11 protein-coding genes are annotated in these 12,044 nt (G+C 34.1%); 3 read left to right on the top strand and 8 right to left on the bottom strand.

The features are described 5' to 3' along the window. Positions 1–172: 172 nt before the first annotated feature. Positions 173–1,178, bottom strand: a protein-coding gene (locus ABWU62_RS00125) for an IS630 family transposase (protein ID WP_353287090.1) whose coding sequence is annotated in 2 segments (ribosomal slippage) — positions 173–715 and positions 717–1,178 — 1,005 coding nt in all. Because the reading frame shifts where the segments join, the coding sequence is not laid out codon by codon here. A gap of 1,066 nt (positions 1,179–2,244) precedes the next feature. On the opposite strand from ABWU62_RS00125, the gene ABWU62_RS00120 reads away from it, so the two are divergent. Further along, a protein-coding gene (locus ABWU62_RS00120; protein ID WP_353287097.1) for an IS630 family transposase occupies positions 2,245–3,250 on the top strand; the annotation gives its coding sequence in 2 pieces (ribosomal slippage) (positions 2,245–2,706 and positions 2,708–3,250; 1,005 coding nt in all). Positions 3,251–3,338: 88 nt separating this feature from the next. Here ABWU62_RS00120 and uvrB read toward each other — a convergent pair. From uvrB to ABWU62_RS00100, 4 genes are all read right to left on the bottom strand, one after another. After that, on the bottom strand, positions 3,339–5,273 hold the full coding sequence (gene uvrB / locus ABWU62_RS00115) for an excinuclease ABC subunit UvrB (RefSeq protein ID WP_353287096.1): 1,935 nt from the start codon (positions 5,271–5,273) through the stop codon (positions 3,339–3,341). Positions 5,274–5,359: 86 nt separating this feature from the next. Next, positions 5,360–6,124 (bottom strand): cytochrome c1, encoded by a 765-nt coding sequence (locus ABWU62_RS00110; RefSeq protein ID WP_353287095.1) that lies wholly within the window; start codon positions 6,122–6,124, stop codon positions 5,360–5,362. After that, entirely contained in the window at positions 6,124–7,350 is a 1,227-nt protein-coding gene (locus ABWU62_RS00105; RefSeq protein ID WP_353287094.1) for a cytochrome b, read from the bottom strand. Before ABWU62_RS00105 ends, ABWU62_RS00110 begins: the two co-directional genes overlap by 1 nt. A 131-nt stretch (positions 7,351–7,481) precedes the next feature. Then, complete coding sequence (locus ABWU62_RS00100; RefSeq protein WP_353288122.1) at positions 7,482–8,927, bottom strand: ankyrin repeat domain-containing protein; 1,446 nt, start codon at positions 8,925–8,927, stop codon at positions 7,482–7,484. Positions 8,928–8,994: 67 nt separating this feature from the next. Between ABWU62_RS00100 and ABWU62_RS00095 the strand changes: the two genes are divergently transcribed. Continuing rightward, a protein-coding gene (locus tag ABWU62_RS00095; RefSeq protein WP_353287093.1) for an IS5 family transposase occupies positions 8,995–9,787 on the top strand; the annotation gives its coding sequence in 2 pieces (ribosomal slippage) (positions 8,995–9,258 and positions 9,260–9,787; 792 coding nt in all). Here ABWU62_RS00095 and ABWU62_RS00090 read toward each other — a convergent pair. Together ABWU62_RS00090 and ABWU62_RS00085 are read right to left on the bottom strand one after the other, a co-directional pair. Further along, positions 9,782–9,976 (bottom strand): hypothetical protein, encoded by a 195-nt coding sequence (locus tag ABWU62_RS00090; protein ID WP_353287092.1) that lies wholly within the window; start codon positions 9,974–9,976, stop codon positions 9,782–9,784. The two genes, ABWU62_RS00095 and ABWU62_RS00090, sit on opposite strands and share 6 nt — an antisense overlap. A 256-nt stretch (positions 9,977–10,232) precedes the next feature. Further along, positions 10,233–10,406: a hypothetical protein gene (locus tag ABWU62_RS00085; RefSeq protein ID WP_353287091.1), complete on the bottom strand. Its 174-nt coding sequence runs from the start codon at positions 10,404–10,406 to the stop codon at positions 10,233–10,235. Between ABWU62_RS00085 and ABWU62_RS00080 the strand changes: the two genes are divergently transcribed. Continuing rightward, positions 10,400–11,405, top strand: a protein-coding gene (locus tag ABWU62_RS00080) for an IS630 family transposase (protein WP_353287090.1) whose coding sequence is annotated in 2 segments (ribosomal slippage) — positions 10,400–10,861 and positions 10,863–11,405 — 1,005 coding nt in all. Because the reading frame shifts where the segments join, the coding sequence is not laid out codon by codon here. The genes ABWU62_RS00085 and ABWU62_RS00080 overlap by 7 nt on opposite strands. On the opposite strand, the gene ABWU62_RS00075 is transcribed toward ABWU62_RS00080, so the two are convergent. Next, positions 11,402–11,998 (bottom strand): ankyrin repeat domain-containing protein, encoded by a 597-nt coding sequence (locus tag ABWU62_RS00075; RefSeq protein WP_353287089.1) that lies wholly within the window; start codon positions 11,996–11,998, stop codon positions 11,402–11,404. The two genes, ABWU62_RS00080 and ABWU62_RS00075, sit on opposite strands and share 4 nt — an antisense overlap. Positions 11,999–12,044: the final 46 nt, after the last annotated feature.

Below are 12,044 nucleotides of genomic sequence, written 5' to 3'. Positions count from 1 at the left end.
ATTTATGTAAAATATAGTATCTACAAGTTTTTAAGCAAGATAAATCTTCTTCTTAAAAAAGATACTGTGATCCAATCTGTGTGCTTATAACTTTTTTATTTGATCATGAGTGATCAGCTGTCTCAGCTGCAATAGAGACACCTTCCTTAAGTAGTTATACCAACTCTCATTATTAATGAACCAAATAAGAAGCATTGCAGAGTTGTTTAACCGTGGAAGGGGAAAGAGAGGTAATAAATTTACACAAAGCGCTCTCAAGCAGAACAATTGTATCGTAGATTTTATTGCGCAAAATGTTCTGTTTTATATATAACCAAAACCTCTCAACAGGATTGAGGTCAGGTGAGTATGGTGGTAGGTATATAATTTCGATATTTTTAGGTATCTTTAAACTTTTTGACTTATGCCAACTAGCGCAATCCATCACGAGAAAAGCCTTTCGTATTCCTAAATATTGCGACATCTGTTCAAGGAATATATTTATACAAGCAGTGTTGACGTTTGGTGCAAATAAGCTAAAATTCTCTCCATTTCTGGGATTAACTGCACTATAGAGATAAAAATTTTCCCTACCTAATTTTACCTTAACCTGTGTCCTACTGCCTTTTTTAAACCACCCATGTCCAACTTTTGAATGTGTACCAAACCGTGATTCATCGAAGAAAAATAGCTCTTTTTCAGAATGCATGACAATAGTTTCATTGAGGTTTTTTTTTAAACTCCTCTTGCTTATTTTTATCCTGTCCACTATGAACTGGTCTTGGTGTGATATATGAGAATTTCATTCTTTGCATATTACGATGTATTGTGGATTTGCTGATATTCAAACCAAATCTTTCTTGGATTCTTATTCTCATTTCTCTAATAGTAATATTGGGGTTTTCCTCTATCCACACCTCAATTTGTTCAAGTTGACTTTGGTTCAATATAGTTTTTCTACGGCGTTGAGGTGGAGAAAATAATTTTTCTTCTCTTCCAAATTTTATGTGCTTTATCCATGTAGTAATTGCCTTTCTCGAAATGCAACATATTTTTGCTACAGCTGTTATACTGTGCTTTTTTGCTGCAATTACAGCATTTAGTTTTTTTGCAACATACGCATTATTTCTTACTTTCTTCAGCATCTCTTTTGCTGATTCCACCACTTTTTCATCCAATAATTTTGATCTTAATGCCATCTAAACCTCGCTATTTTACTTACTCCAGTATGGCTTTTTTTCCATTATTGTCTATTCGTTGCTTGTATAGCGGGAATTGGTATTAGAATCTGTACATGATCTCAAAAAAAGAATAGATTTTTGCTTTTTATCCCCTGTTATAAAGGAGTATACAGCGTACGGTGAAAGGCCTGGGTAAAAATGATATAATTCCAACAAGAGAGATAACCCTTCAGATCATCTTCCATTGAATGTAATGGTTGATGTCACAGTTGAACAGCACAAGCAAAGACAATTAGAGTTATAAAATCTTGTTTAATACACATTAAAGTGGACCTATGTTTTGCCACTCAGAACCTGTCTTGAAAGGGGAAAAAGAAAAGAATAAAGCAAGAAATAGGAGAGTAACAAGTGATAAGGCTAAATGTTGCACAAGAAGCAATAGGGAGAGCAAAAACATAACAATTATTAATGCGATAAAATATATAATGAGGCAGTGCTAACCTTTAATATAGTTATGCAAGAGGCCTAATTTAAAATATTAACGTAAAAAATTGCTTCCATATATTTTAGATCTGATTATAATCACAGTTAGAGATATTTTAAGAGCTCAAAATCTATCTTCGTCTGCAGACTTTTCTATTAAATAATCAAACTAAGTAAGAAATGTAGCGTATCTTCTTCAGCGCATACACATATGCTTAATCTCTGTCGTATGTGCGCTGCACTTTTTTCTAATCTTTTTTACATAGGGGGATTTTATGTCCAGAATTCCAGATATTTGACCTTTACTTTAGCTAAAAAACAATAGGCGCCTATGGCTAATTAAAATAAAAATTTTTCTAATATATAGAAAAATCACTATTTACTGAAAACGGGGCAAGAAAGCTGCTAATGTCACAGAATTTTAGGTAAACGTTGTTTGCTTGACGTATGAGCGTGCTCTCCTTACTTCAAGAACTCTTTAATATTTAACCACTTAAGTCCTTTCAAGATATGTTCTTATACCAATTCCCGCTATACAAGCAACGAATAGACAATAATGGAAAAAAAGCCATACTGGAGTAAGTAAAATAGCGAGGTTTAGATGGCATTAAGATCAAAATTATTGGATGAAAAAGTGGTGGAATCAGCAAAAGAGATGTTGAAGAAAGTAAGAAATAATGCGTATGTTGCAAAAAAACTAAATGCTGTAATTGCAGCAAAAAAGCACAGTATAACAGCTGTAGCAAAAATATGTTGCATTTCGAGAAAGGCAATTACTACATGGATAAAGCACATAAAATTTGGAAGAGAAGAAAAATTATTTTCTCCACCTCAACGCCGTAGAAAAACTATATTGAACCAAAGTCAACTTGAACAAATTGAGGTGTGGATAGAGGAAAACCCCAATATTACTATTAGAGAAATGAGAATAAGAATCCAAGAAAGATTTGGTTTGAATATCAGCAAATCCACAATACATCGTAATATGCAAAGAATGAAATTCTCATATATCACACCAAGACCAGTTCATAGTGGACAGGATAAAAATAAGCAAGAGGAGTTTAAAAAAAAACCTCAATGAAACTATTGTCATGCATTCTGAAAAAGAGCTATTTTTCTTCGATGAATCACGGTTTGGTACACATTCAAAAGTTGGACATGGGTGGTTTAAAAAAGGCAGTAGGACACAGGTTAAGGTAAAATTAGGTAGGGAAAATTTTTATCTCTATAGTGCAGTTAATCCCAGAAATGGAGAGAATTTTAGCTTATTCGCACCAAACGTCAACACTGCTTGTATAAATATATTCCTTGAACAGATGTCGCAATATTTAGGAATACGAAAGGCTTTTCTCGTGATGGATTGCGCTAGTTGGCATAAGTCAAAAAGTTTAAAGATACCTAAAAATATCGAAATTATATACCTACCACCATACTCACCTGACCTCAATCCTGTTGAGAGGTTTTGGTTATATATAAAACAGAACATTTTGCGCAATAAAATCTACGATACAATTGTTCTGCTTGAGAGCGCTTTGTGTAAATTTATTACCTCTATTTCCCCTTCCACGGTTAAACAACTCTGCAATGCTTCTTATTTGGTTCATTAATAATGAGAGTTGGTATTAGATAATAGTTTTTCAAATCTTTGGTAAATCAAAGTCAGCTTAACTATTAATTATTTATCTTTTTTTCTAGTTATGTAACGGGTCTGTTATTAAATTTTTCAATAATACCTTTTATTTTCGCCGCCTCTTCAAACTCTAAATTTTCAGCATGCTTCAACATTTGCTTTTTCAAACTATTTAGATCATCCTTACTAAAATTCTCAACTACCACTTTTTCCTGTAAAGTATTTGATATAGGCTTTATTATAGTTTTTGGTACAATATTATGCAGTGTATTATGCTCTGTCTGTTTCTTTCTTCTCCTTTCAGTTTCTTTCAGTGCGCGATCCATAGAATTAGTAATTTTGTCTGCATATAAAATTACTCTGCCTTCAACATTGCGTGCAGCACGACCTATCGTTTGAATGAGCGAAGTCTCTGATCGTAAAAACCCTTCTTTGTCAGCATCTAAAATTGCAACCAGCCCACATTCGGGAATATCAAGACCTTCCCGCAATAAGTTAACACCAACAAGAACATCTATTTCTTTAGATCTTAATTTGCATATAATTTCAATTCTTTCCAGTGCACCAATATCTGAATGTAGGTAAGTTACTTTCATACTGAGCTCACTCATATGCTCAGCTAGCTTTTCAGCCATTTTTTTTGTCAATGTGGTAATTAGAATACAAAACCCTTTTTTTATTGTTACTTGCGCCTCGTGAATCACATCATCAACCTGACTCTCTGTTGGTTTTATTGTGCAGATGGGATCTGTCAGTCCTGTTGGGCGGATAACTTGCTCTATGAATGCGTGGTTAGTCTTTTCTAACTCATATTTTCCTGGAGTAGCCGAAACGTAAATAGTCTGGGGCCGTATTGCCTCCCACTCTTCAAATTTTAATGGACGGTTATCAAAAGCAGAAGGTAGCCTAAAACCATAATCTATCAATTTCTTTTTACGTGCTTCATTACCGCTATACATTGCACCTATCTGGGGAACGGTTACATGGCTTTCATCAGCAAATAAAATTACATCTTTAGGTAAATATTCAAACAACGTAGGCGGTGGATCCCCGGATTTCATTCCATAAAGATAACGCGAATAATTTTCAATACCTTTACACACTCCCGTCGCCATCATCATTTCAATATCAAAATTAGTACGCTGCTCAAGGCGTTTTGCTTCAACAATTTTGTTCTGTGAATAGTAATAATCCAAGCGTTCATGCAGTTCTTTTTTAATTAATTGAACTGCTTGCAACAGGGTCTCACGTGATGTAATATGATAACTATTTGGAAAAATGGTGACTTTATCTATGCGTCTGATAGTATTGCCAGTTATAGCATCAATTTCAGAAATTTCTTCTATTTCATCACCAAACAATGATAAGCGCCAAGCTTTATTTTCATAATACGCAGGAAATATATCAATAATATCGCCGCGCACTCTGAAATATCCTCGCTCAAATCTGACATCAGAACGCTTATATTGGAGATTAGCTAAATTATTCAGAAAGTCATTAACATGAATCTTATCTCCAGCACTTAAAGTCAAGGTCATGCTGAGATAGCTCTCAGGCGAACCAAGACCATATATACAAGAAACACTGGCAACTACAATCGTATCCCTACGCTCCAAAAGGGAGCAAATAGCAGAATAACGTAGCATATCAATTCTTTCATTTATTAAAGAGTCTTTTTCAATATAAGTGTCTGTTTGTGGCGAATACGCCTCAGGCTGATAATAATCATAATAAGAAATGAAGTATACAACAGCATTGTGGGGGAAAAATCCTCTCATCTCCTCATAAAGTTGCGCTGCTAAAGTTTTATTATGCGCCATAATTAATGCAGGCCTGTTTGTTCTTGCAATAACATTTGCCATAGTAAAGGTTTTTCCAGAGCCAGTAACTCCAAGCAAAACCTGATCTCTTTTATGACTATTTAGCCCTTCAATTAAACTGTCTATTGCCTGTGGTTGATCTCCAGCTGGCTGAAAATGTGTAACTATTTGAAATTCCATACCTTTATGTTTTCATAATGTATTTATTATTATATAATACATCTGCTATTATAAATAAGGCATAAAAGAATGAACATAAAAAAACTCTATTTTTTCTTTTTATAGAGCTTGCTCCAAATCCTGTTGTTAGTTAATACAAAAAACACTGTCAAAATTACAAAGTATGTCACTATTTTTAACCCAAGTTTATGTCGACGTTCCAGTTCTGGCTCTGCTGCCCATTGTAAGAAATTTACCACATCATATGCCATATTTTCAACTGTGGCTTGCCTTGTACCATCATATTCTACCATTCCTTCAGATAATGGTGGTGCCATAGCTAACCTGCCTGTTGAAAAATATGGATTAAAATATAAACCGTTCTCATCATGTTCACCGTTTTGATAACCAATTAGTAGTGAATAGATGTAATTTGCACCATCATGTCTTGCTTTGACAATTAATGATAAGTCCGGTGGAATTGCGCCATTGTTGCTTGCTGCAGCTGCTTCTTTCGTGTCAAAAGGTGCAATAAAATAGTCCGAAGATACTCCCGGCCTATCAAACATTTCACCCAAATCATTTGGACCATCTTTAACTTGATAAGAGGCTGCAATTTGTTTTACATCCTCTTCAGAAAAACCAGCATCTTGCAAGTTACGAAACGCTATTCTATTCATTGAATGGCAAGCAGCACAGACTTCCTTGTATACTTTATAGCCACGCTGAATTGACTCTCTATCGAAAGATCCAGTAATTCCATCAAAACTCCAGTCGATTTTCTTATTTTGTGATGGTGTGAATTCTTCTGCACATACATAATTAGCAAGAAATAATGCACAAAACGCAGCAAATATATTTTTAACCAGCATCACTTCATCTCCGGAACGGAATCGCTTATTGTTTTTGGTAATTTTTTTGGTTTCTCATACTTACTAAGTAAAGGTAAAACTATCACAAAATATGAAAAATAGTAAAGAGTTGAGATTCTACTTAAAGTAATGTAAGGCTCTTTAACTTCCTGCCCCCCAAGCCAAGCAAGAAATGCAAAATTTATTGCAAAAACCCAAAAAAATTTCTTAAATAATGGACGGTAAGAACCACTTTTAACCTTTGATTTATCAAGCCAAGGTAAAAGAAACCAAACTAAAATAGATCCAAACATGGTAAGTACACCAATAAGTTTATTTGGAATTGAACGCAACATCGCATAAAAAGGTAGGAAATACCATTCTGGTACTATGTGTACTGGAGTTACCATAGGATCAGCTTCTATATAATTATCAGGATGACCAAGATAATTAGGGGCATAAAAAACAAATCCAAACAAAATTATAAAAAATAAACCAAAAGTTATGCAGTCCTTTGCTATATAATAAGGATAAAAAGGAATAGTGTCCTTACCTGACCTGACTTCTATTCCACTTGGGTTATTAGAGCCAAACCTATGCAAAGCTATCACATGAAGCATAGCTAAAGCAACAATAACAAAAGGCAGAAGATAATGCAGAGCGAAAAAACGGTTAAGTGTTGGGTTATCAACGGAAAAACCACCCCACAACCATATAACTATTTTATCACCAATTAAAGGTATGGCTGAAAATAAGTTAGTTATAACTGTTGCACCCCAAAAGCTCATTTGTCCCCAGGGAAGAACATATCCCATAAAGGCAGTTGCCATCATTGCAAAAAATATAAATATGCCAATAAACCACACCATTTCTCGCGGTCTTTTATAAGATCCGTAATATAATCCACGCATGATATGAACATAGACCACCATAAAGAAGAGTGACGCCCCAACAGCATGAGTATAACGTATTAGCCATCCATAACTTACGTCACGCATTATACGCTCCACACTATTAAATGCATGATCAACATGCGGAGTGTAGTGCATGGCAAGAAATATACCTGTTATTATTTGTAAAATTAGTGCTATACCAGCTAAAGAACCAAAGTTCCAAGCATAATTTAAATTTTTTGGTACCTGATAAGAGGCAGTATGTTTTAGAAAAGAAAATATAGGCAGTCTATACTCTATCCAACCTAATATACCTTTTTCTTCTGTTATTTCTTTCTTGCTATCATCTTCCATAACTTAAATTTTTTTCATCTTAACCCATTTTATTGTAACAACTTACCTACAACGCACAATAAAAAGTTTAAACTTAAAGGATAGATTTCATGAAAATAAGCACTCAAACTTGAGCGCTTATTTTAACTGATTCATAGGTGCTTTTGATGACGCACACCCTTGGATATTGTTAAGTTGCTTAATGAACTTCCGGGACATTGATAAAGTTTTTCATACTTACTGAGTGCCATCTCAACATTTTTTGCCATAGTGTTAAGCTCTCTTTCTGTAATTCCTTCTTTTATAAAAAGCGGATTATTCAATGGTTCTAAACATTCTTCCCCTGTAAACTTCTTGAACATTAAATAACCTAACATGGCTGTTCCATTAAAATCAACTTGTGAAGAATAGATGGGACTTCCAGCCGAATGAGCAACAGATTGCTGTGCAGAAGGTAAAGCAGGAGTATTTCGACCCAATGTAGAAGCAGTTATCCAACTAAATATACTATTAATAAAAGAGGAAGGTTTTACTGCACTGCTTGCTGCGTTACTTGCCACGCTGCTAGCTTCCAATTCTTCTTTAAGACTTACTCTAGTAGAAGTTAATATCGCTTTGCAATCAATTGAAACGGCACCACTTAATATAGATATTACTCTTTGCATTTCACTACTGTTATTACACATATCTCTTCTGTAACCTCCAACAACATCCAATGCTGTTCTGCCATTTACATCTTTAATACTAGTATCAGCATTGTTGCAAAACAAGAGTTCTACCATATCTGATTGACAATGAAACGACGCTAAGTATAAGGGTGTAAAACCTTTATAATTTGTAGCATTGATATTATCAGCACTATCAATTAGAAGTTGTGCTATTTCCAGTTTACCATTAATAGCAGCAATGTGCAGAGAAGTATTAAGATATTCAGTACTAGTAGCATTAATATCAGCACCTTCATTAAGCAAAAGCTGCAATATTTTTAAGTTGCACTTGTCAGTAGTAAAATGTATAGGTTTTATACCATGCTTTTCACTACTCAAGATTTCGCTTTTTATACCTATACTCTCCGTCTCTTTAATGCACTTTTCAACTTTCTGAAAATTACCTATGTTTATAGCAGCAAATAATTCATTGATCAATTGTTCAACTTTTTTGCTTGTTACATCTGTGGTATAATAATTGCTAGAATTATTATCAGCTTCTAATGCTGCCTTAATAGTTACTACAGAAGTGATCTTAACAACATCTTCTAACATAGATAATATTTCTTGTCTTGCATTGCTATCACACATATTTCTTCTATAACTTCCAATAGCATCTAAGGCTGTTTTGCCATTTACATCTTTAATACTAGTATCGGCATTATTAAAAAGCAAAAGTTTTACCATATCTAGGTAACAATAGAAAGATGCTAAGTACAAAGGTGTAAAACCTTTATAATTTGTAGCATTGATATTAGCACCATTATCAAGTAGAAATTGTGCTACTTCTGCTTCGTTAGCAGCAGCAGCAATATGTAAGGGAGTACTCAAATGTACAGTACTAGTAGTAACATTAATATCGCCACCTTTGGCAACTAAAAAGCGTAATATCCTTAGAACCTGTACATGATCTCAAGAAAGGAATAAACTAAGAGATAATGTATATAAGTTAGGATATATGAGGAGTGTATACCCAAGTGATATAAGTCGGGAAAGATTTGAGATTATATTACCAGATCTAGAATCCTGTAGAAAAAAAACAAAACCAAGAAAACTGGATTTATATGAGTTATTTTGCGGTGTACTTTATGTGCTAAAAAGTGGCTGTCAGTGGCGAATGCTACCAAAAGAGTTTCCAAAATGGCGCAATTGTTACGATTACTTCAAGAGATGGAGTAAAAAACCGAATGAAGATAGAGAAAGTGTTCTAGAAATTGTCTTAAAAAAAATTAGTTGGAGAGGTTCGTTTCAACAGTGGTCGGAATACAAAAACAAGCTTCTGCATCATTGATGCTCAAAGTGTAAAAAACACCGATATTGCTGAAGAAAAAGGTTATGATGCCGGCAAGAAAATTTCAGGAATAAAGCGTCATATTGCAGTAGATACGCAAGGTTTGCCACATGCAATTTATATTACTACAGCTAATATCGGAGATCGTACTGCTGCTGTAGAGATGATTTGTAACGCAAGAAAAAATCTTTCCGAAGTTCAAAATATACTAGTTGATGCAGGTTATACAGGAGAAAATTTTGCAACTCAAATAAAAACGACTATTGGTGCAACCGTTGAAGTAATAAAACGAAGTGAATTACATACCTTTGTTGTATTGCCAAAAAGGTGGGTTGTAGAGCGTTCTTTTGCTTGGCTGGAAAAGTGTAGACGGTTATGGAAAAATTGCGAGCGTAAACTCAATACTAGACTACAAATGGTCGTTCTAGCTTTTACTGCCTTGCTCCTCAAAAGATTATGAACAGGCTCTTAAGTTACGTTTTTGAGTAGCAAGACGCAGAGGATTTATAACGTGCTCTCTACTATTCAAAACCTCATTCTTTACATGCTCACTCTTTGCCTCTTCAACATATTTTTCAACTTTCTGAAAATTACCTATGCTTATAGCAGCAAGTAATTCTTTTCTTAATTTCTCAACACTTATTGGCATCAAAACACCTTTAAAAAAATAACATTCCCGGCTTTATATCATGTAATTGAGTATGCACAAGTGAAATTTATAGAGAAAAAATTTCAATAGTGAAGAATTAGGTCTTCCGACAACCTATCACTTTAACTTTTGTACAAGACATGCTGAGCTTCCTTATTCAAATTTTTTTGCTCTTAATAAGAAGCAATCTACTTTAGAAAAGGAAATAAGGGATAGAAAAACAAGCACTCAGACTTGAGTGCTTGTTTTAACTGATTTAAAAGGACATTTGATGCATACTTTTAGATATCGTTAAATTGCTTAATGAACTTTCAGGACATTGATAAAGTTTTTCATACTTATACCAATTCCCGCTATACAAGCAACGAATAGACAATAATGGAAAAAAAGCCATACTGGAGTAAGTAAAATAGCGAGGTTTAGATGGCATTAAGATCAAAATTATTGGATGAAAAAGTGGTGGAATCAGCAAAAGAGATGCTGAAGAAAGTAAGAAATAATGCGTATGTTGCAAAAAAACTAAATGCTGTAATTGCAGCAAAAAAGCACAGTATAACAGCTGTAGCAAAAATATGTTGCATTTCGAGAAAGGCAATTACTACATGGATAAAGCACATAAAATTTGGAAGAGAAGAAAAATTATTTTCTCCACCTCAACGCCGTAGAAAAACTATATTGAACCAAAGTCAACTTGAACAAATTGAGGTGTGGATAGAGGAAAACCCCAATATTACTATTAGAGAAATGAGAATAAGAATCCAAGAAAGATTTGGTTTGAATATCAGCAAATCCACAATACATCGTAATATGCAAAGAATGAAATTCTCATATATCACACCAAGACCAGTTCATAGTGGACAGGATAAAAATAAGCAAGAGGAGTTTAAAAAAAAACCTCAATGAAACTATTGTCATGCATTCTGAAAAAGAGCTATTTTTCTTCGATGAATCACGGTTTGGTACACATTCAAAAGTTGGACATGGGTGGTTTAAAAAAGGCAGTAGGACACAGGTTAAGGTAAAATTAGGTAGGGAAAATTTTTATCTCTATAGTGCAGTTAATCCCAGAAATGGAGAGAATTTTAGCTTATTTGCACCAAACGTCAACACTGCTTGTATAAATATATTCCTTGAACAGATGTCGCAATATTTAGGAATACGAAAGGCTTTTCTCGTGATGGATTGCGCTAGTTGGCATAAGTCAAAAAGTTTAAAGATACCTAAAAATATCGAAATTATATACCTACCACCATACTCACCTGACCTCAATCCTGTTGAGAGGTTTTGGTTATATATAAAACAGAACATTTTGCGCAATAAAATCTACGATACAATTGTTCTGCTTGAGAGCGCTTTGTGTAAATTTATTACCTCTCTTTCCCCTTCCACGGTTAAACAACTCTGCAATGCTTCTTATTTGGTTCATTAATAATGAGAGTTGGTATTAGTATTTATTCTAGCAGAAAGTAATAGTTCTGTACAATTATTTTTATGAAATCTTAACACAGCTAAGAATATTTTTTCTACGTCACAGCCATCACTGCAAAGACTTTCATAACCTGGAATAACCTCAAATGCTATTTTGCCATTTGTACTTCTAATGTTAACATCAATATTATGATCAAGCAGAACTTTTGCTATATCTAATCGACACCGATAAAGTGCTAAGTGTAAAGCTGTAAAATTTTGCATTCCTTGAAAGCTAGTGTTGCCGTGAATACAATCAAATACAACTTTCTCCATATCATATGTTACAATAATGGATACGGAAGGAACAATGCACGCATCACTCACAGCATTAACACGAGCACCATTGTTAATCAAAAACTGCAATATCTTTGAGTTAGCTCTGTAAGTAGCAAAATGTATAGGTGCCATGCCATATTGCTTACCATTAATAATATCATTTTGTACACCTTTAATCTTTGCTTTTCTAACACATCTTTTAACTTTCTCAAAATCAAGTTTGTTTATAGCAATAAACAATTTATTCCTTAACTCTTCTATTCTGTATTTTCGCATCAAATACCTCCTATAAGACAACGCCCTTGGCTTTGTATCACATGAT

This window comes from Wolbachia endosymbiont (group B) of Gerris lacustris (genome assembly GCF_964028355.1).
Lineage (GTDB): Bacteria > Pseudomonadota > Alphaproteobacteria > Rickettsiales > Anaplasmataceae > Wolbachia.
The sequence above is the reverse complement of the archived record's forward strand: the minus strand, read 5'-3'. Positions and strand labels throughout refer to the sequence as shown.

Coding starts and splice junctions, on each gene's coding strand:
- ABWU62_RS00110 (WP_353287095.1), bottom strand. CDS start 6,124: ATGCTGGTTAAAAATATATTTGCTGCGTTTTGTGCATTATTTCTTGCT.
- ABWU62_RS00105 (WP_353287094.1), bottom strand. CDS start 7,350: ATGGAAGATGATAGCAAGAAAGAAATAACAGAAGAAAAAGGTATATTA.
- ABWU62_RS00075 (WP_353287089.1), bottom strand. CDS start 11,998: ATGCGAAAATACAGAATAGAAGAGTTAAGGAATAAATTGTTTATTGCT.
- ABWU62_RS00085 (WP_353287091.1), bottom strand. CDS start 10,406: ATGCCATCTAAACCTCGCTATTTTACTTACTCCAGTATGGCTTTTTTT.
- uvrB (WP_353287096.1), bottom strand. CDS start 5,273: ATGGAATTTCAAATAGTTACACATTTTCAGCCAGCTGGAGATCAACCA.
- ABWU62_RS00090 (WP_353287092.1), bottom strand. CDS start 9,976: ATGCCAATAAGTGTTGAGAAATTAAGAAAAGAATTACTTGCTGCTATA.